24 protein-coding genes are annotated in these 25,975 nt (G+C 43.4%); 8 read left to right on the top strand and 16 right to left on the bottom strand.

Translation table 11 applies throughout. The features are described 5' to 3' along the window. Window positions 1-42 precede the first annotated feature (42 nt). The gene (locus B5X60_RS04640; RefSeq protein WP_079701455.1) at window positions 43-804 is read right to left on the bottom strand and encodes a polyprenol monophosphomannose synthase; all 762 of its coding nucleotides are present in this window, start codon (window positions 802-804) and stop codon (window positions 43-45) included. A 159-nt stretch (window positions 805-963) separates the two neighbouring features. After that, window positions 964-2,325, bottom strand: a complete 1,362-nt coding sequence (locus B5X60_RS04635; protein ID WP_079701454.1) for a peptide MFS transporter — start codon at window positions 2,323-2,325, stop codon at window positions 964-966. A 157-nt stretch (window positions 2,326-2,482) separates the two neighbouring features. On the opposite strand from B5X60_RS04635, the gene B5X60_RS04630 reads away from it, so the two are divergent. After that, complete coding sequence (locus tag B5X60_RS04630; protein ID WP_079701453.1) at window positions 2,483-3,733, top strand: DUF819 family protein; 1,251 nt, start codon at window positions 2,483-2,485, stop codon at window positions 3,731-3,733. Between the two features lie 301 nt (window positions 3,734-4,034). Here B5X60_RS04630 and B5X60_RS04625 read toward each other — a convergent pair whose 3' ends face one another. From B5X60_RS04625 to B5X60_RS04615, 3 genes are all read right to left on the bottom strand, one after another. After that, window positions 4,035-4,928, bottom strand: coding sequence for a hypothetical protein (locus B5X60_RS04625; protein ID WP_079701452.1), 894 nt, complete (start codon window positions 4,926-4,928; stop codon window positions 4,035-4,037). A 1-nt stretch (window position 4,929) separates the two neighbouring features. Then, window positions 4,930-6,111, bottom strand: coding sequence for an acetyl-CoA C-acyltransferase (locus tag B5X60_RS04620; protein ID WP_079701451.1), 1,182 nt, complete (start codon window positions 6,109-6,111; stop codon window positions 4,930-4,932). Window positions 6,112-6,246: 135 nt separating this feature from the next. Then, on the bottom strand, window positions 6,247-7,260 hold the full coding sequence (locus tag B5X60_RS04615; protein WP_079701450.1) for a metallophosphoesterase family protein: 1,014 nt from the start codon (window positions 7,258-7,260) through the stop codon (window positions 6,247-6,249). Window positions 7,261-7,357: 97 nt separating this feature from the next. On the opposite strand from B5X60_RS04615, the gene B5X60_RS04610 reads away from it, so the two are divergent. After that, window positions 7,358-8,218, top strand: a complete 861-nt coding sequence (locus B5X60_RS04610; protein ID WP_079701449.1) for a metallophosphoesterase — start codon at window positions 7,358-7,360, stop codon at window positions 8,216-8,218. A gap of 374 nt (window positions 8,219-8,592) precedes the next feature. Here the strand turns inward: B5X60_RS04610 and B5X60_RS04600 are convergent, their stop codons facing one another. Both B5X60_RS04600 and B5X60_RS04595 read right to left on the bottom strand, forming a co-directional pair. After that, window positions 8,593-9,072 carry a DinB family protein gene (locus B5X60_RS04600; protein ID WP_079701447.1) on the bottom strand — a complete coding sequence of 160 codons (480 nt, stop codon included), beginning with the start codon at window positions 9,070-9,072 and terminating at the stop codon, window positions 8,593-8,595. A 135-nt stretch (window positions 9,073-9,207) separates the two neighbouring features. After that, window positions 9,208-11,697 (bottom strand): family 10 glycosylhydrolase, encoded by a 2,490-nt coding sequence (locus tag B5X60_RS04595; RefSeq protein ID WP_079701446.1) that lies wholly within the window; start codon window positions 11,695-11,697, stop codon window positions 9,208-9,210. 265 nt (window positions 11,698-11,962) lie between these two features. On the opposite strand from B5X60_RS04595, the gene B5X60_RS04590 reads away from it, so the two are divergent. After that, complete coding sequence (locus tag B5X60_RS04590; protein WP_079701445.1) at window positions 11,963-13,399, top strand: phytoene desaturase family protein; 1,437 nt, start codon at window positions 11,963-11,965, stop codon at window positions 13,397-13,399. 2 nt (window positions 13,400-13,401) lie between these two features. Further along, the gene (locus tag B5X60_RS04585; RefSeq protein ID WP_079701444.1) at window positions 13,402-14,658 is read left to right on the top strand and encodes a YeiH family protein; all 1,257 of its coding nucleotides are present in this window, start codon (window positions 13,402-13,404) and stop codon (window positions 14,656-14,658) included. Window positions 14,659-14,899: 241 nt separating this feature from the next. On the opposite strand, the gene B5X60_RS04580 is transcribed toward B5X60_RS04585, so the two are convergent. From B5X60_RS04580 to B5X60_RS04560, 5 genes are all read right to left on the bottom strand, one after another. Continuing rightward, the gene (locus B5X60_RS04580; protein ID WP_079701443.1) at window positions 14,900-15,319 is read right to left on the bottom strand and encodes an arsenate reductase ArsC; all 420 of its coding nucleotides are present in this window, start codon (window positions 15,317-15,319) and stop codon (window positions 14,900-14,902) included. A gap of 8 nt (window positions 15,320-15,327) precedes the next feature. Next, window positions 15,328-15,819, bottom strand: coding sequence for a GNAT family N-acetyltransferase (locus tag B5X60_RS04575; protein WP_079701442.1), 492 nt, complete (start codon window positions 15,817-15,819; stop codon window positions 15,328-15,330). Between the two features lie 9 nt (window positions 15,820-15,828). Beyond that, window positions 15,829-16,389: a DUF6428 family protein gene (locus B5X60_RS04570; RefSeq protein WP_079701441.1), complete on the bottom strand. Its 561-nt coding sequence runs from the start codon at window positions 16,387-16,389 to the stop codon at window positions 15,829-15,831. A 38-nt stretch (window positions 16,390-16,427) separates the two neighbouring features. After that, a complete protein-coding gene (locus B5X60_RS04565) occupies window positions 16,428-16,757 on the bottom strand; it encodes an ArsR/SmtB family transcription factor (protein ID WP_079701440.1) in 330 nt (109 codons plus the stop codon). 86 nt (window positions 16,758-16,843) lie between these two features. Continuing rightward, the gene (locus B5X60_RS04560; protein ID WP_079701439.1) at window positions 16,844-17,278 is read right to left on the bottom strand and encodes an OsmC family protein; all 435 of its coding nucleotides are present in this window, start codon (window positions 17,276-17,278) and stop codon (window positions 16,844-16,846) included. 48 nt (window positions 17,279-17,326) lie between these two features. Here B5X60_RS04560 and B5X60_RS04555 point away from each other — a divergent pair, with 48 nt between their 5' ends. Next, window positions 17,327-17,770, top strand: coding sequence for a PaaI family thioesterase (locus B5X60_RS04555; protein ID WP_221406199.1), 444 nt, complete (start codon window positions 17,327-17,329; stop codon window positions 17,768-17,770). A gap of 4 nt (window positions 17,771-17,774) precedes the next feature. On the opposite strand, the gene B5X60_RS04550 is transcribed toward B5X60_RS04555, so the two are convergent. From B5X60_RS04550 to B5X60_RS04540, 3 genes are all read right to left on the bottom strand, one after another. Next, entirely contained in the window at window positions 17,775-18,305 is a 531-nt protein-coding gene (locus B5X60_RS04550; protein WP_079702303.1) for a DinB family protein, read from the bottom strand. A 373-nt stretch (window positions 18,306-18,678) separates the two neighbouring features. Further along, complete coding sequence (locus B5X60_RS04545) at window positions 18,679-19,923, bottom strand: nucleoside recognition domain-containing protein (protein WP_079701438.1); 1,245 nt, start codon at window positions 19,921-19,923, stop codon at window positions 18,679-18,681. A 169-nt stretch (window positions 19,924-20,092) separates the two neighbouring features. Further along, entirely contained in the window at window positions 20,093-21,325 is a 1,233-nt protein-coding gene (locus tag B5X60_RS04540; RefSeq protein WP_079701437.1) for a M14 family zinc carboxypeptidase, read from the bottom strand. A gap of 725 nt (window positions 21,326-22,050) precedes the next feature. On the opposite strand from B5X60_RS04540, the gene nhaA reads away from it, so the two are divergent. Further along, on the top strand, window positions 22,051-23,217 hold the full coding sequence (nhaA, locus tag B5X60_RS04535; RefSeq protein WP_079701436.1) for a Na+/H+ antiporter NhaA: 1,167 nt from the start codon (window positions 22,051-22,053) through the stop codon (window positions 23,215-23,217). A 109-nt stretch (window positions 23,218-23,326) separates the two neighbouring features. Here the strand turns inward: nhaA and B5X60_RS04530 are convergent, their stop codons facing one another. Beyond that, on the bottom strand, window positions 23,327-23,593 hold the full coding sequence (locus B5X60_RS04530; protein WP_079701435.1) for a hypothetical protein: 267 nt from the start codon (window positions 23,591-23,593) through the stop codon (window positions 23,327-23,329). A gap of 143 nt (window positions 23,594-23,736) precedes the next feature. On the opposite strand from B5X60_RS04530, the gene B5X60_RS04525 reads away from it, so the two are divergent. Then, on the top strand, window positions 23,737-24,507 hold the full coding sequence (locus B5X60_RS04525; protein WP_079701434.1) for a potassium channel family protein: 771 nt from the start codon (window positions 23,737-23,739) through the stop codon (window positions 24,505-24,507). 84 nt (window positions 24,508-24,591) lie between these two features. After that, a complete protein-coding gene (locus B5X60_RS04520; protein WP_079701433.1) occupies window positions 24,592-25,971 on the top strand; it encodes a TrkH family potassium uptake protein in 1,380 nt (459 codons plus the stop codon). The last annotated feature ends 4 nt before the right edge of the window (window positions 25,972-25,975 follow it).

Genomic DNA, 25,975 nt, shown 5'->3' with positions numbered 1-25,975 from the left:
GAATTGGAATTTATTAAGTCTTGTAAATATAAAGTTTCAGACTTAATTTTTTAGGCTCCTGGCTTCGATCTTTGTTCTTGAATAGTCCCGGAAGAAACTGCTCAGCTTAATCTGTATAACCCCAAGGAAAGCCTCTCTAAAGATTTTGGTACTCATTTTGGATGTGCCCTCGGTGCGATCAGTAAATATAATGGGTACTTCAACAACGTTGAAGCCAAACTTTATTGCAGTGAACTTCATTTCGATCTGGAAAGCATAGCCAATGAATTTGATCTTGTCCAGGGGAATGGTTTCTAAAACGATACGCCTGTAGCATTTAAACCCGGCAGTTGCATCCTGAATATTAATCCCGGTTACAAATCTCACATAAACCGATGCAAAGTAGGACATAAGTACCCTGCTCATGGGCCAGTTTACTACATTAACTCCTTTGATATAGCGCGACCCTATTGCCAGATCAGCTCCGTCAACGCAGGCCATTCTAAGTCGTGAAAGATCCACAGGATTGTGTGAAAAATCGGCATCCATTTCGAAGATGTACTCATAACCGCGATTGAGAACCCACTTAAATCCTTCTATGTAAGCAGTACCAAGACCTAACTTGCCTTTTCGTTCAAGAATATGCAACAAGCCTTCGTATTCGTTCTGAAGATGTTTTACAATATCCGCAGTTCCGTCAGGCGATCCATCGTCAACGATCAGAATATGGAAAACATCGGACAGGGAAAAAACCTTCCGAATGATGTTTTCGATGTTTTCTTTCTCGTTGTAAGTAGGAATAATGACAATGCTGTCTGATGCCACGAACTAAAGTTTGGAGAGGCGAATATAGGAGTTATACTTTAGAGGGTCCAGGCTGGGAGGAATATTTAAGGTTTTTTAACAAAAAGTAATCAGCAATCAGTTTATGATTTTTACTCACATCCTGATTACTGATCACTGGATACTATTCAATGTTAGTGATTAAGCAGTGGCAGTCTTGCCCATAGTCTTTTCGGAGAAATCTTCCGCGCCATGGGTAAGCCTTTTCAAAGGTTTTCTAATTGCAATAACAAGTCCGGCGATTATCGTACAGAAAATGGCAATACCCATAAAAATTTCCAATTCGCCTGCGGTTTGTGACCAAACGCCAACCCATGCTGCAACGTAATTTCCTAGCCCAGTTGCTGCGAAATATACTCCCATCATGATCGAAGCATATTTAAGCGGTGCAAGCTTGGTTATGAAAGAAAGAGCCACCGGAGATGCGCATAATTCACCAACAGTATGGAAAAGGTAAGCCAGAACTAACCAATACATTGCTGAAGAACCGTTTTCCTGATATTGCATAGACGCTGCTGACATGAATAGGAATCCCCATCCCATTATAAGTACGCCCATAGCAATTTTAAATATAGATGATGCTTCTTTGCCTTTCTTTTTCCAATTGTACCAGAACGCTGCTACCGGAATACCCAGGGTGATGATAAAGAATGAGTTTACCGATTGGAACCAGGTTGCCGGAACCGTCCAGTTTAAAAATCCGATCACCCGATCAGTTTTCTCGGATGCATACAAATTCATTAAACCTCCGGCTTGTTCGAATGCTCCCCAGAATATGATAACCATCAAGAAGGAAAGCAGCATAACCAATACACGGTCTTTCTCAATCTTAGTAAGGGGTTTGTCCAACACTGCCTGATCTGCTTTAGAAAGGGTCTTGGTTGCTTCTCCAACACCCTTCAGATCTTTACTCCCGAGAATAAAAATGATCAGTCCGATAAGCATTCCCAATCCTGCAAGTCCGAACCCATAATGCCATCCCATTGTTTCACCCACATATCCGATAATGATACCTGCAAGGAAAGCTCCAACGTTTATACCGATATAAAATATCGTGAAGCCTTTATCTCTTCTGTCGTCACCCTTTTGGTACAAGCCACCGACCATAGTTGAAATATTAGGTTTTAAGCAGCCTACACCCGCAATGATCAATCCTAATCCAATATAGAAAGCGCTGATGTTCTGAACAGCGAGGATACTATGTCCGATAACAAGGAGGACTCCGCCCACTATAACGGCTTTCTTCTGGCCGATATATTTATCTGCAAGAATACCCCCGGGAATTGAAGAGAGGTAAACCAGAAACGTATAAATTCCATACAATTTCAATGCTTCGCTGCTTGTCCATCCGTAACCGGGATTTTCGCCATTTACCGATGAAACAAGAAAGAGGACTAAAAGTGCCCTCATGCCATAGTAGCTGAACCGTTCCCACATTTCCGTAAGGAAAAGAATGTAAAGTCCGCGCGGATGTCCAAAAAGCTGTTTTTGTTGAATTTCCATATTAAGTTTTAGTAATCTCCGTCTGAGGAGCTGTTTATTTGGTTAGTTGTTCCAATACTTCCTATAAAGTTTAATCAGAAGTAAAAAGTTCAATTATAATTAAATTTTGTCTAAAATTGGCCCTTTAACCGATATGCTGAAATATTAATTCTTATAAATGACAGCCCCAACTCCATTAATCACTAACGATGCCGTAGTATTAGGATTGTTAATGAGCATATTAGGACTCGTTTTCTGGTCTGCCGAAAGCAAAGTTCCTTTTTTCAGAAAATTCTATAACGTCATCCCTCCAATACTTCTCTGCTATTTCCTGCCGGGTATATTGAACTCTGTTGGTATTATTTCCGGAGAAACGTCATCTCTATATACAATTTCATCAAGGTATTTGTTGCCGGCAAGTTTAGTTTTATTTACACTAAGCCTTGACTTAAAGGAGATATGGAAATTACGTAAAAAGGCCGGCCTTATGTTTTTAACGTCTACAATCAGTATTTTATTGGGCGGGCCTATCGCTGTTCTTCTGATCTCAATTTTTGCTCCCGATATAGTTGGCGGGGTAGGACCGGATGCCGTTTGGCGTGGATTAGCGACCGTAGCTGGCACCTGGATAGGTGGAGCGGCAAACCAGGCGGCTATGTTTGAGATATTCAAGCCGAGTGCTGACCTGTTCTCAGCTATGGTTACCCTTGATGTGGTAATTTCTTATACCTGGATGGCACTTTTATTATATGGTGCAACTCAAACGGTCAGAATAAACAAGTGGTTAAAAGCAGATGATAGTTCCGTGACGGAGATTAAAGAAAAGATAGAGGCATATCAGCTTTCGACTATGCGAATCCCTTCAACTTCAGATATTGTGTTGATCCTTGCTGTGGCATTTGGTGTCACGGGGCTTGCTCATTTTGGGGCCGACAATATTGCGCCCTGGGTAACGGCAAATGCACCCTATTTGAGTAAATTCAGTCTTACATCAGGCTTTTTCTGGATCGTAATTATTGCAACAACTATAGGGATGTTACTTTCGTTTACAAAAGTCAGGAATCTGGAAGCTGCTGGCGCCTCACGGCTTGGAAGTGTATTGCTTTATGTGCTCATTACCACCATTGGTATGCAAATGAACATTATCGCTATTTTCTCCAATCCCGGGATATTACTTGTTGGTGTAGTGTGGATGTTGATTCATGCGATTATCGTAATCATTGTAGCCAAATTGACTAAAACTCCATTCTTTTTCCTTGCGGTAAGCAGTATGTCTAATATTGGCGGGCCAGCTTCGGCACCAGTTGTAGCGAGCGCATTTCACCCGTCACTGGCTCCTGTAGGAGTGTTGTTGGCTGTGTTTGGGTACGTGGTGGGGACTTATGGAGCTTATATTTGTGGGTTGTTGATGCAGGCGGTAGCACCTTAGACGGGTTGACAGTTGACAGTTGAAAGTTGAAAGTTGACGGTTGAAAGTTTTGGAAACGCTGTAAATGAACAATGGGTGAGTTGAAAGGTGAAAGATGAAAGTGGAAAGTTGAAAGTTGAAAGTTGAAAGTTGAAAGTGATGCAAACGCTGTAAGCGAACAACGGACGAGTGGAAATTTGAAAGTGATGTAAACGCTGTAAATGAATCACAGTATTGCGAACGGGGAATTAATTTAGAGCCTTTGTTCGCTATGCCCAACTGTCAACTGTCAACTGTCAACTGTCAACGGTCCACCGTCCACTCATTTCATCTTCTTCGGATCATTAAAGTTCTCATCCTGATCCGTTGGTTGATTTTTTACCTCAATATCCTCAACCAGCTTCCAGCGGCCGTTAGCAAGTCGATAGCCATCATAAGAAAAGTCGGGGCCGTAAAGCTCAAACCTTCCTTTAAGTTTATCATCAGGCGGGGCAAGGTGATCAAATATGATGGTGGTAGTTTTTGGGTCGTAGTTTAAAACCATAGAAGCCTTACGATCATATTCAAAAATAGCACGCTTTTGAGTTGGGTTGTCTTTATCTCCATCAAACACAGGCATTCCGAAGTAGGCCTTGTTATCTTTGAAATGGATCACATCAATTACCTTTTTTGTAGATTTTACATTGTTTCCTTTCCAACCCAGCAGGATGTAGTACGGGGTTTTGACGTTGTTTATTACAGATATAATGCGATAATACTGAGCGCCGTACCATTTATCGTTAGTCGTGACACTATCGGCAGGCTTTTTAAATTCTGAAGTATAATCAACCAGCGGAAACATTTGAAGCTTACCATCCGGGTTATTCATTTGGACAGTCCCGTAATATCTGTAACTGCCGTCGGCATTCATTACGTGCCAGCTGAAGATCCTGAAACGTTTATCAGAAGAGGGTTGTATTGAAATTGTCTTCAGGGAATCAAATGCAAAGTTGAAGGAATACGGGGTTTTCAAGGCGCTTACCAATGTTCTAATGAACTTATAGCTGGCATTATATCGTTGTGGCTCCAAACTGTCGTTTATCATCTTAAAACTTAAGTCTTTCAGGGTATCCTGGTACGCCTTTAACTTCAGGTTACTACTGCTTGCTGAATGCTGTGCATGGACTTTGAATCCAAGCAGCATCAAAAGACTTACGATTATTACTGATCTTATCATTTCAATTAGACAGATTTTCTATCACCATGGCACTTGCACCACCACCGCCGTTGCAGATACCTGCTACGCCAATTTTACCTCCATTTTGCTGAAGCACGTTTATGAGGGTAACGATAATTCTCGCTCCGGATGCACCCAGCGGGTGGCCCATAGAAACTGCTCCACCGTTTACATTCACTTTTGCAGAATCAAGCTCTAAAAGTCGATTGTTCGCTAAGGACACCACAGAAAACGCTTCATTGATCTCGTAGTAGTCAACTTTATCAGCAGCAATGCCGGCACGCTCCAGGGCCGCTGGTATAGCCTTTGACGGAGAGGTAGTAAACCATTCAGGCGCCTGCTGCGTGTCCGCGTAAGATACAATTCGTGCCAGCGGCTTAATTCCCAGCTCATCTGCTTTCTTTTTGCTCATCAGCACGAGTGCGGCAGCACCATCGTTTAAGGTCGATGCATTAGCGGCAGTTACAGTTCCGTCCTTTTTGAACACAGGTTTTAGGGATGGTATTTTCTCGAACTTAACAGCCTGAACTTCTTCATCCATGGTAACCGAAGTGATGTCGCCTTTTTTATCTTTTATCTCTACCGGCACAATTTCGCTGTTGAATTTGCCCTCAGCCTGAGCTTTTTGTGATCTCCTGTAAGATTCAATCGCATAAGCATCCTGATCCTCACGGCTGATCTTACAATCAGTTGCACATAGCTCTGCAGCCGAACCCATATGGTAATCGTTATATACATCCCACAAGCCGTCTTTTACAAGGCCGTCGGTGATCTTACCATCGCCAAGGCGATAGCCATTCCGCGCTTTGTCGAGGTAGTAGGGAACATTGCTCATGCTTTCCATTCCGCCCGCAACTATAATATCTTTTTCGCCCAGGGCGATGCTTTGAGCAGCGAACATTAGCGCTTTGGTTCCGGAAGCACAAACTTTATTCACTGCAGTTGCGGGAATGTCGGGCAAACCGGCAAACTTTGCAGCTTGTGTGGCTGGAGCCTGGCCCAAATTTGCAGACAATACGTTGCCCATGATAACTTCCTGTACCTGACCAGAATCTATTCCTGCCCGTTCAACAGCCGCCTTAATTGCAATTGCTCCTAGCTGACTTGCTGATAAAGATGATAAACTGCCCCCAAAACTTCCTATCGGTGTGCGGACAGCGGATACTATATATACTTCTTGCATCTTCTAATTATATCGTGCAAATTTAGTCAATCTGCATTTGGATATTAACGTATTCTGAGGGCTTTTGTTACGCTCAGATACCCGTTCAATTTTTGAACTTATTCAACAATAACTTTTGTCTTGCGTGAAACCGCATTAATGATCTTTACGAGACGTGCCGTTAAATCCTATTATTGAATCAGGAAGGCTGGAGAGTTCTATTTTCACATTATCAGGCGTGTATGTTTGGTAAGTGAAATTTCTGGCATTTTTCACTGGGATGTCGATAATTGTGTAAGATTTAGCGGCTTCCGCTGTGTTACCGATCAATTTTCTTGGTCCATCGCCAATAGCTCCCATATTAAGAAATCGTATTTCACCTTTTTTCGAAGGGTAATAAGCATGCTGATGACCACTTATGTATAAATCCAGTCCGTATGTTTTGAAAAACTCCAGGGCCGCTGCAGGATCTGAATTCACTTCCCCGGGTTTGTTTTTGCTGTCAACTATGGCGTACAAAGGCAGGTGGCCTATCAGTATTTTCAGCCGGGCATTCCTGGCTATTTTACCCTCCATTTGGGCTTTCATCCAACGGTAGACTTCCGGCTTTATTTCTGCACCAGCGGCATCCCAGCTCATAATAAATACATTATTCTTTATGTAACTGTAGTAGAAAGGGTAGTTGGTGGAATCAACAAAAGTGAGATTAGTATTTTTAACGTTTTCTTTCCAAAAGTCTTTAGAGATAGCCCTATCTTTTGAAAAGGAAGGCGAGGCATCATGGTTGCCAACAGTAAAACCAAAAGGGATACCAAGGCGATTTATCGGATTCAATACTGTAGTTTTAAAACTGGCCCACATATCCGTTATATTCTGTTCAGTGAGGCTCGCTTTTTGTCCGGCAACCATATCTCCGGAACACAGTATTATATCCGGATCGATCTCACCCATCCGTTGTATTACCTGGGACACTTCATAAGGATATTGAGTTGAACCATAACTGGCGTTCAGATCGCTTATCACACAGATCTTAATTGGTTTGTCTTTCTGCTCTTTCCTGATTTTACGAGCTCTAGGGTTAGTCTCATGAATAGTATTTTCTGCGACAAACGCCGTTAGAATTATTGCTAAAAGAAGTGTTACCGCTATATAGGCATTCCTGAATTGCATGGCTGAGTTTTATCCAAAACTAAATAAATATGTTTAGTCCGAACCGACATACACGATAATTATTTCCTTAAATTCACGGTTATAAATATAGATCCCGATGTTGAAAACAATACATAAAAGCCTCCTGATTACCGCATTTACCTTGTTAGCTGCGAGTTGTGCATCAATTAAGTATACTGAGAAATTTACCTTCTTCCAGATGGCAGATACGCAGTTTGGATTCTTTAATGAAAATAAGGAATTCAGCAGGGAAACCCGGAATTTCGAGAAGGCGATTGCTGAGACCAATCGCTTGAAACCAGCTTTTATCATTGTTTGCGGCGACCTGGTAAACAAACCAGGGGATCTGGCCCAGATTAATGAATATAAGCGAATCGCAGCAACGCTCGATCCTGCAATTAAGATCTATAATGTGTCAGGTAATCATGACGTGGAGAACATCCCCACACCAGCATCTGTAAGGTTCTATCAGGAACACTTTGGCCCGGATCGTTATACCTTCAGATCAGGAAATATATTCGGAATCGTCCTTAATTCTTCACTTATTAAAGATCCGTCAAAGGCACCTGCAGAGGCCACAGAGCAGGAAGCCTGGGTAAGGACTGCCCTGGAGGATGGCAAGAATTCAGGAAGCAGGAACATCATGATCTTCATGCATCATCCATTCTTCCTTAACAGTGCTGACGAGCCCAATGAATATTTCAATATTGATATTGAAAGAAGAAAGATGTACCTGGAACTATTTGAGAAATATAAGGTAAGACAGATCTTCGCAGGGCATTATCACCGCAATGCTGGTGGCCGTGCAGGCAACATCGAAATGATCACTACAGGCCCTGTTGGGCGGCCATTAGGATCGGATAGCTCTGGATTTAGGATCGTAGATGTAAACGGTACCGCTGTAACTCACAAGTACTATCCGCTGGATGCTATGCCGACTCGTCTCAACCTGAAGTAGCTTATGCTTATCCGCTATGTTTTCCTCCGTTACATTTCGCAAACCAATTTTTTCCCAGAGCTATTTATAGCGCCCAGAGGACTAATAACCATTATTTTGTTCTACTCCATTCCACAGCATCTGGTGAGCAGCAAGTTTAACGAAGGGGTATTGTCCTTTATAATTTTAGCATCAGGCGTAATCATGATGCTTGGGATCGTGTTTGCTAAGAAAAAAGTAGTGATTGGGGAGTTGATCTCTGAGGTATAAGGTCTGAGGTCTGAGGAAACGAGCTATCAAGTTACGAGCATTCAGATAAAGCAAGCCAACCGCCGCAAACCTCTATTTCAGCATTTAGTCTCCGACTTCAGACCTCCGACTTCTGACTTCCGACTTCAGATCTCCTGCTTCTGACCTCTGATAACTCTCTTCTGCGCCATCATGTATCCAAAATGTAAACCTTCGTGAAAGGGAAGAAGAATGAGGCCATCATTTGCGCTTTCTATATCGACACCGTAACGGGTTGTCCATGCAGGGTAGTTGCTGAAGAGGTTCTGGTCAAAATCACTTTCGAGATGATCCAGACTGGAGAAAAGCAAAGCCTTAATTCGCTCAATCTCATTCGACGAAACTGATCCCTCAGGTTTTGAACCTGGTTTGTACGCATCGAAGTACTCCTGACTGATGTTTTTTAATGGATGTCCGGATTTAACGTAGAAGATATTATCCTGTGCAGCAACCAGATGAGCTATATTCCAGATGATATTGTTATTAAATCCAGCGGGTACCTGATTTAATTCTTCAGTACTCATGTCGCTTATCAGGTTCAGGATCGCTCTCCTGGTTTTTCTTACTACGTCGATCTGTTTGTTCATTTGATTAAGATATGTGGACTAAATTAACATTTTTAACTCAGACCCTAACTAACGCCAGGCAGGGTGATCTGGTAAATTACAGGAATAAAAAAAGCCTCCCGGGTTCTCGGGAGGCTTTTGTCGATCTTTATACAATTAATCTTTTACCAGTCTGAAGTTATATACCTTTCCTGGTGCCGTAAGGCGGGCATTGAAAAACTTACCCTGGAAGCCTGAGGCATCTATCGGGAAGGAATATTCTTGTCCCTCGTTAACATTGCCAGCGTAAACTCGTTTAAGCCGGTTGCCTGCCAGATCAAAGATATCAAGCGTTACATTGTTTTGTTTCTTTTCCAACTTGAACGTGAGAGTAAACTGTGAAGTGAACGGATTTGGATACCCTTTAATGACAGATACCTCGTTGTTGTCAGCGACATAGTCTTCAACGGAATCAATGATTGTAGTTCCTTCGGCACATTTGCCCAGAGACGATCCATTTGCAAGATGGGCAGGTACGGCATTTGCGGAAACGCAAAGCTGAACGCATTTCCCGCTGTTCCCGGCTGTTTTGTAAACCAATACTTTATCACCACAACGTACATCAATCACCTCTATGATAACTGATTTTACTGCTATACATCCGAATTCACTTCTCGCTTCCACAAGGAAGGTATAAGTACCTGCCTGAGAAGGAGTGAAGGTTACCGTTGAGCCAGTTGTACTGCTCAGACCCGTTGCCGGACTCCAGGAATAAGTTGTGCCGCTTGTCGCGGTACTGTCTGACGCAGTTAGCTGGAGTGTTTGTGCACCATATCCTAAAGCGATTGTATTGGCCGGTAGTCCTGTGTTGGTAGTGTTGGTTCTGCTCACAGCAATAGCAGGTTGAGGGATACGGCCGTTAATGGTGACAATGGCAGTGGCTGAATCGATATTGCCGGCCTTGTCGATGACTGTCAAGGTCACTGTATTGGGTCCGATGTTAGTGCAGTCGAAAGTTGATTTACTCAGCTGCATGGACGCAATTCCCCAATTATCTGAAGAACCATTGTCTATGTCTGACACGCTTATTGAAACATTTCCGTTCACAAGGTCGCGTGTAATGTTTTGAACTACAACTACTGGTTTAATTGTATCGTTGCTGGCAATGTTTGATCCTGCACTTTCGTTATACAGTCTGTCCAATGACGTTACAGCATAGTAATAAATGCTGTCGGCGACCACAGAGTTATCCGTAAAGGTATCTTCATCCTGATTCGTTATTCCGATAAGGTTATTGGCATTTTCCTTATCAATTACCGGACTGGTTGACCGATAGATTGCAAATCGTTTGGCTTTATCGAGTTCGTTCGGAGATGCAGCAGGTTTGTTCCATGAAAGAACGATAGATCCGGAAGTCCTAGCGAGGCCAAGGGAATCCGGGGCAGCTGGAGCAACGCTGTCTTTCCATGTCATGGCAGGAAGGAGGGCAGGTTTGTTATAAAAATGCTGCTTTAATGAATCCCGGTAATTAAGCGGGTTTGCCACAAGGAAAGCATGGCGGAAATGAGTTTGGCCAAACACATTAGGGTTGCTCCGGTTCAAACGCACCTGATTCGGTATTTCAGAACGACTTAGCCAGCCTGCAGTGTTTACCTTATAATCGGCCATACCGATATAAATATGCCTGCCGAAAGAGTTATTATTCCACCAAGGCACGAGCAGCTTGTAATCTGAGCCAGTTTGTCCTATATACCAGTAAACTTGCGGGGTAAGATAATCTACCCATCCGGATTGAATCCATTTCTTGCTATCTGCAAACAAGGCACTGTAATGCTGAAGTGCACCTGCAGATGTTGGTGAGCCAATATTAGGATCGGTACTGCTGCGGTAAATCCCGGAAGGGGACACACCAAACTTGACCCAGGGCTTAAGGACATTAATACTGTCCGAAACGCGTTTGATCAACAAATTTATGTTGTCACGACGCCAATCGGCACGGCCGGCAGTTGTCGCCGGAAATCCTCTGGGATCAGCATTGTAAGCTGCATCGTCGCCAGTAGTACCGTTCGGATAGAAATAATCATCGAAGTGGATACCATCGACATCATATCTTTTAAAAATATCGACAATTACATTTGTCACATGATCTCGAACTTGTGGCAGTCCGGGATTTAGGATCTGCACGGTTCCGACGGTTAACATCCATTCCGGGTGTGTCTTTGAAACATGGTTTGGTGCATATTGCGCAGGGATATTTGCATTCGCAAGGGTTGCAACTGCACGATAAGGGTTAATCCATGCATGGAATTCCATGCCTCTTTTTTTGGTTTCATCAATTGCAAATTGGAGCGGATCCCAAAGTGGGGATGGGGCTCTGCCTTGTTGATTAGTCAGGTAATAAGACCATGGCTCCAAAGCGCTTGGGTACATAGCATCTGACTGACTTCTCACTTGAAAATAGGCAGCATTCATTCCAGTGGCCTTGTTATGATCCAAAATGCCCGTAAGCGCAGTTTTTTGCTGGGTGGGGGTCTGAGTCCGGTTCGGCCAGTCGAGACTGATATGGGTACTTATCCAGACTCCCCTAAGCTCTCGTTTAGGGGGTGTTTGCGCGAAAGTTGTAAGCGCTGTAAGTAACACAAGAATTGCGGGTAGAAGTTTTTTCATAGATAGGGGTTAAAGGGTTTATATTTAAATTACATGAGCGTTTAATTTAATTGCGGGTTTATAAGTAAATGTATTAATAACACGCACATATTTGCAAATATTTAAGCCATAAGTTTCAATTTGTTGCGTGTGATTGCGGAATATTTCTTTTACGTAAACCAGTGTGTGTTGTTACAGCGGGATGAACAGGGCTTTCTAAGCCTATAAAATTCAGTATTCAACTTTCAACTTATTTAATGATATTCAGCAATTAAATAAGCTCCCTGTGAATAACGAATATGATGCAGTAGTTGTAGGTTCCGGGCCAAATGGCTTGTCGGCAGCAATTGTACTTCAGGAAGCTGGACTTTCCGTCTTGCTCCTTGAGGCTAAAGATACTGTCGGCGGGGGATTGCGTTCAGCTGAGCTTACCCTTCCCGGATTTATTCACGATGTCTGTTCTGCCATTCATCCTCTGGCAGCTGGATCTCCGTTTTTTAATAAACTCCCTCTACAGCAGCAAGGGCTGAAATACGTTTATCCAAAAATTGCAGCAGCGCACCCTTTTGATGATGGGTCATCTGCATTGCTGCAAGGATCGGTAGACGAAACGGCTGCTGCTCTGGGTGAAGATGGAAGCGCTTATGCGGATTTATTGGCGCCCCTCGTTAAAAGCTGGCCCGCCATGGCACCCGATGTGCTTGCACCGCTTCATTTTCCAAAACATCCGTTAGACATGGCGGCTTTTGGATTGAATGCGCTGCGATCAGCGACATCACTTGCGGATAAATTTAAAACTGCAAAAGCGAGGGGATTATGGGCTGGGATGGCTGCGCATTCGATTCAACCGCTTTCCAATCTCGCTACGTCTGCTATTGGATTGGTATTGCTGGCTACCGGGCATTTGAAAGGATGGCCGGCACCTGTCGGCGGCTCCATACAGATCGCTAATGCGCTAGCTGGATATTTTTTGTCCCTTGGCGGGAAAATCCAGACCGGCGTTCATGTACGCGCAATGAGCGATGTACCAACAGCAAAAGCGATTCTGTTCGACCTTACACCAAAGCAGATCCTTGATATTGCCGGCGAGCGATTTTCGCCTCTTTACAAATGGCAGTTGGAACGGTACCGTTATGGGATGGGAGTATTTAAGATAGACTGGGCATTGGATGGGCCAATCCCTTTTAAATCAACGGAAGCGAGAGAAGCCGGAACCGTGCACCTTGGAAACACGCTCGAAGAAATTGCTTCAAATGAGCTTGGTACGTCTCGTGGACAACATGTCGAAAAACCTTTTGTTTTGCTGGCCCAGCAAAGCCTGTTTGATTCAAGCAGGGCTCCTGCAGGCAAGCATACCGCATTGGCTTATTGCCATGTCCCTAACGGTTCGACAGTCGATATGACCGCTGCTATCGAAAACCAGGTTGAACGATTCGCACCCGGTTTTAAGGATCTGATCCTGGCAAAACACACGATGAATACAAAAGAAGTTGAAGCTTATAATCCAAATTACATCGGCGGCGACATTAACGGGGGTGTTATCGATCTCGCTCAATTGTTTACACGACCGGCGCTCAGGCCATCACCGTACCGCACATCTTCCAAAGGTATTTACATCTGTTCTTCTTCGACACCTCCGGGGGGCGGGGTTCATGGTATGTGTGGATATCACGCTGCTAAACAAACACTTAAAGATATATTTCAAATCAACACTTCACTCTAATTATGTCAGAAAAGAAAAAACTTGTCCTACATGAGGACTTGGTAGTAGTAATTTTAGGGGCCTTGATTATAGCGCTTTCCATCGGGGGCTTGATATTACCCGTACCTGCTTTTAGCTGGAGCAATGCTTCAGAGCTTACCCAAACAGTTTTAGAGCCAGCTAACCTCGGGATCATATTGATCCAGTTTGTTTTTGTCCTGGTTATCGCAGTAATAGGCGCGCTGCTCACGGGGAAATCCCTGAAGAGCTATTTGCTGGGTTTTCCGGTAGTATATTTTATGACGATTCTGGCACTTATCCTCGCGGGAAACAGCCAGGTAAAAGCGATCAATTTGGAGGCAGTTATTTTTAGTCTTGGCCTTGGACTGATAATCAGCAATTTCTTTAAACTACCTGAATGGTTAAAATCTTCGTTGTCTACTGAGCTGTTTGTAAAGATTGGCCTGGTATTGCTCGGAACTGGTGTCATCTTTGGAGATATTTTAAAGGCGGGGTCCTTAGGACTTATTCAGGCCCTTATAGTTGTGATATCGGTTTGGTATTTTGCATACTGGTTGTGTAAAAAGCTTAAGATTGATGACGAGTTGACCATGATGATCTCCAGCGCCGTATCTATATGCGGTGTTTCAGCGGCAATTGCAACGTCAGGTGCAATAAAAGGGGATTCCAAAAAACTTTCTTACGTCATCTCCATGGTGCTGATCACAGCTATTCCGATGATGATCTTTATGCCGATGTTTGCAAACTATTTTGGATTATCGCAGGCAGTTACCGGTGCCTTGCTAGGAGGAAGTATTGATACCACTGGGGCTGTCGTAGCTTCGGGATCTCTTGTCGGAGAAGAGGCCCTGAAGATTAGTACAATTGTGAAGTTCTCCCAAAATGTACTACTGGGTATTGCGGCGTTCGCCATATCAGTCTTCTGGACCTATACAAAACATCCAAACTCTAAGGACCCGGATTCAAAGCCGACCATCGGCGTAATATGGGAGCGCTTCCCGAAGTTCGTGCTGGGATTCATCGCCGCCTCGCTGGTTTTTTCCTTCATACTTGACGCGGAGACTATCAGTGCTGTAAAAGGAAGCCTGAAGAATTTACAGGGTTTATGGTTTGCCCTGGCGTTCACCAGCATAGGTCTTGAAACAAATTTTGCTGATTTGTTTAATAAACAGAGTAAAAAGCCGTTTTATGCATTTCTGATCGCACAGGGGTTTAATGTTGTGGTGACTTTGATTGTGGCACTTCTTCTATTTAACTAGATTCAAGGGATAGTAGGATAAATAGGATCAATAAGATTCATAGGATTATAGGATTCATAGGATACTGTTGTGGCATACGATATCTATCGTATGCAAGGGCAGGAAGAAAAATAGGATTGGTAAAAGTATAAAGGCCTTTTGAGCTTGAATCAAAAGGCCTTTGCTACATAGGAGAGTAGGGTCAATATCCTTTTATTGCAAGAACTGTGCCGCTACAACTTTTTGCTATATCACCTTGAGATTAATTTTCAAGGTTTGCTTTAACAAAGTCGGCCGAATATACCTTGATCATATCCCGCACGCGCCTGAATTCATCCATTATTTCCTGCTCAGTGCCACTAGCTTTGGCCGGATCCGGGAAGTTTTCGTGGAAATGCTGAACGGTAGCAGGAAAGACCGGGCAGGATTCTTTTGCATTGTCGCATACCGAGATCACATAATCAAAAGAGACATCGCTGTATTCGTCAACGTTGTTGGATGTATGTTTCGATATGTCCAGATGGTCTTCAGCCATGACCTGAACGGCACGGGGATTTACCCCATGAGTTTCTATGCCAGCACTGAAAATTTCTGCTTTGTCGGCGGAAAAATGTCTTAAATACCCTTCTGCAATCTGGCTGCGGCAGCTATTACCGGTGCATAGCACTAACACTTTCTTCATATCATTCGTTATTCTTGTCCTGCAATGCTGCTTCTGCGCTCCATTAACACTACATCTCTCCAGGTGCCTTCCATTTTTCCAATCTTTTCCCGGTAACCAACTGTTCTAAATCCGTTCTTCTCGTGCAGGGCAATGCTGGCTTTGTTTTCGGGAAATATTCCCGACTGCAGTGTCCAGATGTTTTGCTTTTCACTATCGCTAATCAGTTGGGCAAGCAATTGGGCACCAACACCTTTCCCACGATAGTCTTCATGAACATACACGCTTACCTCATTTACACCTGCATATACACACCTGCCGGACACTGGTGTAAGCGCTGCCCAACCGGCAACGACATTATCAATAAGGGAAACGAAACGGAGTGATGACAGGTGTTCCCTGTCCCATTCTTCCCATGAAGGAGCGCCTGTTTGCAGTGTGGCATTTTTTGTGGCGATACCCTGCAGATAAATATCTCTAACCGATTCCCAGTGATCTGGTGTCATTTCAATTATTTCCATATTATCTTATTAACAGCATCCACCTCCCGGAGTACAGCAATCAGTTGCTAAAGCGAGATTTTTCATTTCAACTTTCTCTTTAGCAACAGGTTCACAGCATTCGACCCCTTTGTCGTCAGTGCCGCAGCTTCCGCCACGCCCGATGGCTTTGCATTGAGTAAAATCAGGTTGAAGATCGACAATAAGATTTTCATCATCAATTTTAATGTTACCCGGATACATTTGGCGGGTGTCAAATTGCGAATTTCCAAATTCAATCTTTACAACGGCCAGATCTTCAAGCCGAAGCTTCTTTTCTACGACTTCCACTATAGATAGCGCTTTTCTTACTTTCATGGCCCGTTCCTGCTGCTTTTCACCGGGCTCCCAGAGCTGCACGATGATCTCCGTCCACTGATTGAGTACACCGCCGCAATCAACAGACGTGATTGGTGCCTGTTTAATCTCTGTAATGTGGTATGATGCATCAACCCATTTATCTTCCGCATATTGGAATTGAAGATTAAGATCAGGATGCTGAAGCAGGGCTTCTTTGAAGTTCTGCCAGTTTAAGGTTTGTGTAGTTTCCATATTATCGTAATATTACGTTTGATTAAGTCAAATTTTTTTTAACAGCAGTTAGCGGTCGGTTTGTAGGTGCTGGTGAATTGTTGAAAATGGCGCTCCATTAGTTCCCAGGCTTTAGGATCAATGCAATAACATATGCTTACGCCGTCGATAGTGCCCTGAATTATACCTGCGCTTTTAAGTTCTTTCAAGTGTTGTGAGATAGTTGCCTGGGCTAACCCGAGTTCTGTGACAAGATCACCGCATATGCAGGTGTTGAGTTCGATTATACGCTGGAGAATAGCAATCCTTGCGGGATGGGCGAGGGCTTTAAACAAACTTGCAAGCCTGTTTTGTTCATCCGTAAAAATTTCTGTCTTACTTAGTCCCATTACATCGCAATATTACGATGGATTAATGAGAAATGCAAATTATTCTGAAAAAACATCAGTAATAGCTCTAATTATATCGGTATGGCCTATTCTTTTCCCGGGATCAGATTACTGCTAATGACAATCGGGTTGGTCATGATGCGGTGTAGGGGGCAACTGTCAGCAATTTTTAACATCCTTTGCTTTTGCTCCTCGCTGATGTCTCCAAGAATGGTAATATGCTTCTTAATGTAGGTGGTTTGGGTTTCGTTACCCTTCACGATATCCATTTTCAGGTCGACCAAAATGCTGTCTACCGGCCATTCTTTGCGATCGGCATACATGCGAAGGGTAATGACAGTACAGCTGCCTAAACTCGCCAGGAACAGTTCGTTGGGGTTAACCCCTTTATCCTCTCCACCAATATCAAGTGGTTCATCTGCTATAATGGTATGATTTCCAGCTGTAATCTCTGTTCTGTAATGATCTCTTCCAATTTCAACCGATGTGCAGGTCGTCCCGGTGCAATGCTCCAATTCCATGCTAAATAGTTAATTTAGGTTCAAAGAACGACAAAAAAAACCAAAGTTATGACTGAGACGAACGAGCGCCTGGAGCGGATGCGCGAATATATCGGAGGACAATTTCATGAAAGTCCTTCGCCATTTATGCGATGGCTGAATCCCATTATCCGGGCAGCGGAATATGGCGCGTTGACGTTTGAGTTTACAATTCGCGAGGAAATGACTAATCCGATGCAATTGCTTCACGGAGGAGTTACAGCCGGCATTATGGATGATATTATTGGCGCTACTGTTTTTACTATGGGATTCAGCAGCCATTACACTACGATAAATAATAATATCGATTACTTTGCACCAGCAAAGGCCGGTGATATAATAGAAGCACGCACTTCGGTAATCAAACGCGGACGACAGATAATCAATTTGCAATGCGAGCTTTGGCTCATAGGTAAAAGCAGGCTTCTTGCAAGAGGCTATTCAAATATGATAAAACTTGAAGGGCGAGCTTAGCGGTTTACCCAGCCATTTCATCAACTTGCGCCATGGGCATACTAATCACATTTCCATGATGTACGCTTCCATTACTCCAGAAATTGCCCGCTTGTTTGAAGATCTTATAAAACTGCTGCGATTCGTGAAGCAGAAAAAACTCCATCCACTGGCAGATGTTCATCCGGCCAAGAACCGCATGTGTACCAACACGTGAGTATTCAGCAGGGCTCAGGTTGGTTATCATCCGCTTGATTTCATCGCGTACGCGGTAAATTTCGTGAAGTAGCGCTCCTGTTGTGCGTGCAGCGGTGAATTGATATTCCGCGTCATTCTCCGGTTTATATGCAACGAAAAATGGATTTATTTCATTGGTGATGGTCTTCAACCTCTCCATAAAAACATACTGGTACCGACACAGGTATGCAATCGTTTCGTGAATTGACCATTTATCTGGAATAAATCGGGTGTGTATTGCCTGAGAAGGTAGGTCTTCAATATAATGCTTTACAATCCTGTACTGGCTGCAAAAGCGGTTCATTGTTTCAGCGTGCATTTCCATCGTTTATGGTATTAGGTCTTATAATAACGAAGGTACGCGAGGCTTGTTTGTCAAAGCGTTAACAAAATGTTACTATTTAAACAAAAAGTTGTTAAAGGAATATTATGAGATTAATGGTTTATAATATTTCGGGGGACGAAAGTGGGAGTTGTACGTTTTACGTTGTACGTTATACGTTCTGGGCGGATAGATGGTAGGTTTTACTTGACGGGTACGATGGATTTATGGGCCCAGGATTGAAGTAATAAAGAAAAGGTCCTCTTATTACTGTTTCCTGACCAAATCCCGTAAAATCACATGAGTCCTAAAATCTGCCTAAATCGCTAATTGGAAGTGTGAAAACGTACAACGTATAACGTAAAACGTATCACTTAATCGTTGATCCGAAGAACATGTATGCCAGCAAGATCGCTGCAATCACCCCAACGAAATCAGCGATCAGTCCGCATACGAGTGCGTACCTTGGTTTTTTGATGCCAACGGATCCAAAATAAACTGCCAGGATGTAAAAAGTAGTTTCGGTTGAACCCTGGATGATACAGGCTAGTCGACCCTGGAAAGAATCTGCGCCATAGGTCTTCATTACATCGACCATTAATCCTCGGGCTCCGCCACCGCTGAGGGTTTTCATCAGCCCCACCGGAAGAGCGGGAACGAAGTTAGTATCCAGTCCGAAGAGGGCAACAAACGAGCCTATGGCATTAACGACGTAATCCATACAGCCTGTGGTACGGAAGGCACTAATTGCAACGAGGATGGCAATTAGAAATGGGATGATCATTACTGAAGTGGTGAAACCTTCTTTCGCGCCGTCAATAAAAGCTTCGTAAACATTGATCTTCTGAAAGGCTCCATGGACAATGAATAACGTGATCACCGAAAATATGATGATTCCACCCAGCAGGCCGGCATATAGCGCGATCTCATCCGGAGGAAGGGCACCAAGCCAGAAGTACAGCCCAAGCATCAGTGCGACGAAAAATGAAAAGAACGCCAGAATAGGTAATTGCAGGAGGTTTATTTTTTGATAAATGGCTACTGCAATCATTCCCGACAGGAAAGAAATAAATGTTCCAATTAAACACGGTATAAAGATATCTGCCGGATTTGCGGCACCATTGGCCATCCTGAGCGCGATAACCGAAGTGGGTATTAGAGTAATCCCGGCGGTATTCAATACCAGGAACATAATCATGGCATTACTTGCTGTATCCTTGACTGGATTTAATTCCTGCAGTTCCTGCATGGCCTTTAATCCGACCGGTGTAGCCGCATTATCAAGGCCTAGTGCGTTGGCCGAAAAGTTCATGATGATCGAACCGTTTGCCGGATGACTTTTCGGAACATCCGGAAATAAGCGGCTAAAGAATGGACTCAGGCCTTTCGCAAAAAGAGAAATCATTCCTGCCCGTTCGCCAATCTTCATGATGCCCAACCAAAACGTCATGATTCCGATAAGACCAATTGAGATCTCTGCACCTGTTTTGGCGCTGTCGAACATTCCGTTGACCACATTATTAAAAATCGCAGTATCACCAAGCACAACAAGCTTGATAAGAGCAACTATGAAAGCGATGACAAAGAATCCTATCCAGACGTAGTTAAGAGCCATATGGTTGTAAGTTATAGATTATAAGTTGTAGGTTCTAAGTTGCAAGTTAAACGTCGCAGTTAGCACATATTCTAAGTTATGAGTTTTTAAGTGTAAATTATTGGTATACTATTGAGTTCCCCTTACGTCGCCGTCAGTTTACTTATAACTTACAACTTAATACTTACAACTAAACAGTGGAATTTGTTATAACTCCATTCTCAATCGCGAGCAGCACTTCCAAGCCATCCATTAAGACCAGATCTGCAGGTTCGTCGAATATGATTTTATTTGTTGGAATCAGTTTGAATGACTCGCAATCAATGTCTTTGTAGCCGAAGCGGTTAGAGAGGTCGCCAATATCACCAATGAGGTAGGTGTAGGTCATCGACTTCAGGTCGTCGGATATCTTTTCTTTGACGATCAAACCGATGTCTACAGTATATTCAGAGTTCTGGTTTGCAGTTTCAATCTGCTTTGCCGGCAGAGAGGTCTGTAGCTTACAATTCCTGAGCAGGATCTGGAAATGGTGCAGCTTATTGTCCGGAATTGTGAAATAGTCGCTAACCGTTTTGCGTAGAAAAGAACGCTCAGCGATAGATAAAAGACCGGTCATCATAGCAACAAACACAAGTTTTCGGATATGCTGTTTCTCGGGGTCGTCGGCATATCCACCAGCTTCGATGAGAATGGTGCTGGTTCCAGCAGCCTGGAAATTATCTCCAAAAGCCCGCATTTCGTATTCGTCATCAAATCGTCCAACGTGTCCCGGAATGACTTTCTGAAGTGTATCGTTCATTTCTGCGATCACTTGCATCGCGATTTGCCTGATCGTGTTAATACTCAGAGCATCATCATAGGCCGGTGCCAAAAGAGAAATAGTAGCAGGGTTACCGAGCTGTCCGGCAGACCACATGGTGGTCTGATCATGTAAATTGAAGCCAAAATGAGGTTGGATCTCATCCCTTAGCTGACGCAAAATTCGTCCCTCCGGAGACTGTTGACTGTGAAAATCCCTGTTAATGTCGATCTCCAGAGCATTACGTCGGTTAAAAACCTCGGCGCCGTCAGGATTTACCATCGGCAGGAAATAGAGGGTACAGTTCTGCAGAATACTGTCTTTAACATCGTCCCGGCAATCATCTCCAAGGAAATTAAAGAGATCCATTAAAGCCATTGTGGCTGTAGCTTCATTTCCGTGCATCTGGCTCCACAAAAAAACCTTTGCAGTACCACCACCGCATTTAATCAGGTTCAGTGAACGTCCTTCGACAGATGTTCCAACTTCCCTGATCTCGAACAATGGATTTGTTTTTAAATTGTCGAGGACATTAAGTAAGTCGCTGTGTTTGAAGAAACGATCCTTGATATCGTTATTATTAAATGTATGATAGGAATGAAGCAGAGAGATAATGGAATCCATGGCACGAATGTAGGATTTCGAGGGGGAAGGAGCAAAAGATGGTTGTAAATTTGAATGAGATAGGGTGGTACAGTGCTTTTGATCCTTCGGGGCGGTATTGAATATTTGGCCAATTGGTGTTCGGGTATGCTTCGGGTTTGCTTCGGGATTGCTTCGAGACAGCGCCGGGACAGATTCGCAAACTCTTCGGTAGGTGTTCGGTAGCGCTTCGGTAAGTGTTCGGTAGGTGTTCGGTAGTTGTTCGGAAAGTGTTCGGTAGCGCTTCGCTAGCTGTTCGCAAAACCTTCGCTACGGTGCTATTTTTTCCGAAGACTAACCGAACCAGGGGCAAAGCAGTCTCGAAGCAGGTAGGGGACAGTCCCGAGCCTGTGGAGGCGGGTTAAAGGTGGCACAACAACACTGAATGATAAAAGGCTTTTGGGTGTTCCTCCGGGATTTATGCGCATCAACTTTTTAATTACCGCTATCATAATGCTGGAGTTCCAGACCCGTTATGAAGAGGAAATAGGGGAGCTTTTCTCTAGCATCTGCCTTATTTTCACGTTGATGTGGCAGTTTGTTGCATTTAGGAAAAGATGTTTCAATCCGAAGTTCACCTGGCCTGAAACCTAGAAAGTTAGATAGGGCGAGAGAGGACTACCAAAGGTCGCTGAATATACCGGGGTTTACCAAACGTCAGTCGATGCATTAGAAATTTGTATTTTTGCTGTTTGTGAATGCATCCTATGGTTAAACTTGATATTACTCCGTTCAAGGACTTCTTTTCATCAAAATCAGCCGGCGGGATTATACTGCTGGTGTGTGTTGTAATTAGTTTGATCATCGCAAATACAGGGGCAGGTGAGGGTTTCGAGAATCTGCTCGCTGCGGAGTTAGGCCGTGATTTTGGGATTGTAAATCTAAGGTATCCTGTATTATTATGGATAAACGACGGGCTGATGGCGATTTTTTTCCTGCTCGTGGGCCTGGAGATAAAGAGAGAACTGGTGGAGGGTGAGCTATCCTCTGCTAAACAGGCTGCACTTCCGGTTTTTGCAGCTGTTGGAGGGATGCTTGTACCGGCACTGATATTTGGGTTGTTCAATAACAATACGCCTACCTCCGGAGGTTGGGGAATACCGATGGCGACTGATATCGCGTTTGCAATTGCTATTTTATCGTTGCTGGGCGACAGGGTACCACTTGCACTGAAGATCTTTTTAACAGCGCTGGCAATAGTTGATGACTTAGGGGCTATTCTGGTTATAGCAATATTTTATTCGTCAGAAATTCATCTGGATTATCTGGCATACGGTGGTGGTGTATTTATTTACCTGATAGTACTAAACCGAATGAAGGTGATGGGTTATGGGTTCTATCTCATTCCCGGATTATTCATGTGGTATTTTATCCATCATTCCGGTATCCATGCCACTATCGCAGGTGTACTTACTGCACTTACGATACCTACTACACCGGATCAGACTGAATCCCCGCTTGAAAAATTAGAGCATGTTCTAACACGGCCTGTTAACTTTATCATTATGCCGCTCTTTGCCCTGGCCAATACGAATATCCGTTTCGAAGAAGGGATGATCGATGGTTTATACAGTAATATGGGAATGGGGATAATTTTCGGTCTCCTACTCGGAAAGCCGATTGGTATTGTGATCATGTCGTGGGTGTCAGTTAAAACCGGTTTGAGTGCGCTTCCCAAAAAAACCAAGTGGATCCAAATTGCGGCTCTCGGTGTAATAGCTGGCATAGGATTTACGATGTCGATATTTATGGCAATGCTGTCATATAGCCAACCAGAGCTTCAAACAGAAGCAAAGTTTTCAATCCTGGTTGCGTCAGTAATTGCGGGAGTTACTGGATATACGCTTTTACGGGTTTTTTATAAGAGAGTTTAGTATTTCCCTGTGGTTTTTTGATCGGTTGCGTTGAACCACACCATAAATCAAGCGGGAATTCCTGTCCGCCTTATTTGAAAGTCCCGGTTAACGAATCTTGTTTTAACAGTCAAGTATACTGGATGCCCGCCTCTGCAATTTCCAGTGCTAACTTCTCATCGGAAAAAGTTGTATTGCTAACCGGGATACCTTTGGCTTCCTGGTCGGGACTATCCATAGTAGAATTATAGCCATTGTCAGAGTGAGCGATATGAAAGACCACCCGCAGCTGGCTTGCTCCAACTTTCAACACGCAGTTCGACTGGCCGCCGATCTGCAGGCCGTAAACTGAAAACACTGTTAGAAGAGCGAATAATGAGGTTGCAAGTTTTTTCATGGCAGTTGATTACAGATGATATCTACAATTAAATTTTATTATGCCTGGTGATAGTTTTTGTGTTCGATCAATCTGATAGCAGCTTATAATATCCTTGTTTCGGGAACTGTTTGACGACTTTTTTGTTAACCAATAAACGCAAAATGGACGAGAGCAATAATTTTTCATCAAGTCGAAATCGGCTGGTTATCAAACTGGAAAAAAAGCTTGAAGGTCCGATGATCATTCTGGGGTTCATCTGGCTTGTATTGTTGATCGTTGAGCTTATTAACGGCTTCGATAAGACGATGGAGCTCATCAGTACCGTCATCTGGATTGTTTTTATCTGCGATTTTATCCTCAAGCTAGTGATAGCATCAGAAAAATGGCTCTTTTTGAAGAAGAATATCCTGACAATTGTTTCTCTGATAATCCCAGCACTGCGGCTGTTCCGGATTTTCCGGTTTATCCGCCTGCTCCGGGTTTTCAGAGGCACGCGACTGATAAAAGTTGTGGCCAGTGTTAATCGTGGTATGAAAAGCTTAAATGCAACAATGGGCCGCCGGGGTTTTGGGTATGTGATGGCACTAACGCTCGCGGTAATTTTGGCTGGTGCTGCCGGTATGTTCGCTTTTGAAACAGGTAATTTTGAATCGTATGGGGTTGCACTGTGGTGGACAACCATGCTTGTGATAACTGTAGGTACGGATTTCTGGCCCAAATCAATAGAGGGAAGAATTTTAACCACCCTCATCTCCCTCTATGGATTTGCGGTTTTCGGATACATCACTGCAACCCTGGCGTCTTTTTTTATAGGAAGTGACGCAAAAGTGAGAGGGGAATCCTCGATTAATTCGGAGGAAGTAGAGAAACTCAGGTTTGAAATCAGGGCGCTTAATAAAACAATCCAGGATTTTAAGGATAACCGGAATTGATACTAGTTGCAAATAGGTAAATGGCGGGATTAGGGGCCCATAATAGCTAAGTTTACACGTCGAAGTACTTTTATTCATTGCTTAATGAAATATTTGAATCCTAGTTTAATCTTCATTCTGAGTTTTCTATTTCTCATTATAGTTGGTGCCGGATTATTGATGCTGCCTGCTGCATCCAAATCATCACAAGTTAATTTTGTAGATGCGTTATTTATGTCAGCTAGCGCGGTGTGTGTAACCGGATTGGCAGTATTTGACCTGAATGCTAAACTTAGCCTCTTTGGTCTGAATGTTATTCTGGTATTGATACAGCTTGGTGGGCTGGGTATTATGACTTTCACCACTTTTTTGGGTTACCTGATATCGGGCAAGTCATCATATAAAGATCAGATCATGTTTTCCCAGTTACTAAATCATAATAAATTGGGCTCTGTTATCAAGGCTTTGATCAAAATCGTAATTCTAACGCTTGCTTTCGAGTTGGCCGGTGTAGCACTGATATTTTCTGTCCTCGATGACAATCAATTTGGTGGTTTCACTGATAAACTCTTTTTTTCCATATTTCATTCTGTCTCGGCATTCTGTAATGCCGGTTTTTCTACGCTACCGCTGGGCTTTTATGACGAAAACTTCCGCTATAATTATCCGTTGCACCTAATTATTGCGACTTTGCTCATTCTCGGGGGACTTGGCTTCACCATCATTTTGAATGTTCAAGTATTTATCTCTCGCTGGGCTGTATTGATCTATAACCTAATACGTTTCAAGAGGAAAATTAAATATAAGGCATGGGTTATGACTTTTAATTCGAGATTGATCGCCTATACCACCTTTGCATTGTTGGTGTTTGGGTTTGTTGCGTTCTTCATCCTGGAATATGATCACACTCTGGCGGCTCATCCTACACTTTTCGGCAAAATCGTGACTGCTTTTTTTACCAGCGCGACGCCTAGAACAGCGGGGTTCAACACTGTTGATTTAAACAGTTTAGCTTTTCCATCAATAACAATTATGATGGTGCTGATGTGGATTGGGGCATCACCGGGATCAACAGGAGGCGGTGTACGTACAACTACATTTGCTGTTGCTGCTTTAAATATTGTAAATTCAGCCAGAAGCTTCAGCAGGATCTATGTATTTAACCGTCAAATTTCCAGTGAATCGCTAAAAAAGGCGTTTGCAATCATAAGCCTTTCCATTCTCTGGCTGGGTGTTTCAATTTTTATATTGTCGATAACAGACGGGGAAAAAGGACTAAAAGCCTTGGCTTTTGAAAGTGTTTCTGCCTATAGCACGGTGGGTTTAAGCTTAGGAATAACGAGTGTGTTGAGCACTGGTGGAAAAATAATTATTCTGTTCACGATGTTTCTTGGCAGGGTTGGTACAATTACGTTGCTGGTGGCCCTGGTAAACAGTGTTATGGTTCGCCACTATGAGTATCCAAAAGAGAACGTGATATTTTAGTTGC

The sequence above is a fragment of the Daejeonella lutea genome (assembly GCF_900168015.1).
Taxonomy (GTDB): domain Bacteria; phylum Bacteroidota; class Bacteroidia; order Sphingobacteriales; family Sphingobacteriaceae; genus Daejeonella; species Daejeonella lutea.
This window is presented reverse-complemented; position numbering and strand designations above follow the sequence as displayed.

Coding starts and splice junctions, on each gene's coding strand:
- B5X60_RS04635 (WP_079701454.1), bottom strand. CDS start 2,325: ATGGAAATTCAACAAAAACAGCTTTTTGGACATCCGCGCGGACTTTAC.
- B5X60_RS04630 (WP_079701453.1), top strand. CDS start 2,483: ATGACAGCCCCAACTCCATTAATCACTAACGATGCCGTAGTATTAGGA.
- B5X60_RS04625 (WP_079701452.1), bottom strand. CDS start 4,928: ATGATAAGATCAGTAATAATCGTAAGTCTTTTGATGCTGCTTGGATTC.
- B5X60_RS04620 (WP_079701451.1), bottom strand. CDS start 6,111: ATGCAAGAAGTATATATAGTATCCGCTGTCCGCACACCGATAGGAAGT.
- B5X60_RS04615 (WP_079701450.1), bottom strand. CDS start 7,260: ATGCAATTCAGGAATGCCTATATAGCGGTAACACTTCTTTTAGCAATA.
- B5X60_RS04610 (WP_079701449.1), top strand. CDS start 7,358: ATGTTGAAAACAATACATAAAAGCCTCCTGATTACCGCATTTACCTTG.
- B5X60_RS04600 (WP_079701447.1), bottom strand. CDS start 9,072: ATGAACAAACAGATCGACGTAGTAAGAAAAACCAGGAGAGCGATCCTG.
- B5X60_RS04595 (WP_079701446.1), bottom strand. CDS start 11,697: ATGAAAAAACTTCTACCCGCAATTCTTGTGTTACTTACAGCGCTTACA.
- B5X60_RS04585 (WP_079701444.1), top strand. CDS start 13,402: ATGTCAGAAAAGAAAAAACTTGTCCTACATGAGGACTTGGTAGTAGTA.
- B5X60_RS04580 (WP_079701443.1), bottom strand. CDS start 15,319: ATGAAGAAAGTGTTAGTGCTATGCACCGGTAATAGCTGCCGCAGCCAG.
- B5X60_RS04575 (WP_079701442.1), bottom strand. CDS start 15,819: ATGGAAATAATTGAAATGACACCAGATCACTGGGAATCGGTTAGAGAT.
- B5X60_RS04570 (WP_079701441.1), bottom strand. CDS start 16,389: ATGGAAACTACACAAACCTTAAACTGGCAGAACTTCAAAGAAGCCCTG.
- B5X60_RS04565 (WP_079701440.1), bottom strand. CDS start 16,757: ATGGGACTAAGTAAGACAGAAATTTTTACGGATGAACAAAACAGGCTT.
- B5X60_RS04560 (WP_079701439.1), bottom strand. CDS start 17,278: ATGGAATTGGAGCATTGCACCGGGACGACCTGCACATCGGTTGAAATT.
- B5X60_RS04555 (WP_221406199.1), top strand. CDS start 17,327: ATGACTGAGACGAACGAGCGCCTGGAGCGGATGCGCGAATATATCGGA.
- B5X60_RS04550 (WP_079702303.1), bottom strand. CDS start 18,305: ATGCACGCTGAAACAATGAACCGCTTTTGCAGCCAGTACAGGATTGTA.
- B5X60_RS04545 (WP_079701438.1), bottom strand. CDS start 19,923: ATGGCTCTTAACTACGTCTGGATAGGATTCTTTGTCATCGCTTTCATA.
- B5X60_RS04540 (WP_079701437.1), bottom strand. CDS start 21,325: ATGGATTCCATTATCTCTCTGCTTCATTCCTATCATACATTTAATAAT.
- nhaA (WP_079701436.1), top strand. CDS start 22,051: ATGGTTAAACTTGATATTACTCCGTTCAAGGACTTCTTTTCATCAAAA.
- B5X60_RS04530 (WP_079701435.1), bottom strand. CDS start 23,593: ATGAAAAAACTTGCAACCTCATTATTCGCTCTTCTAACAGTGTTTTCA.
- B5X60_RS04525 (WP_079701434.1), top strand. CDS start 23,737: ATGGACGAGAGCAATAATTTTTCATCAAGTCGAAATCGGCTGGTTATC.
- B5X60_RS04520 (WP_079701433.1), top strand. CDS start 24,592: ATGAAATATTTGAATCCTAGTTTAATCTTCATTCTGAGTTTTCTATTT.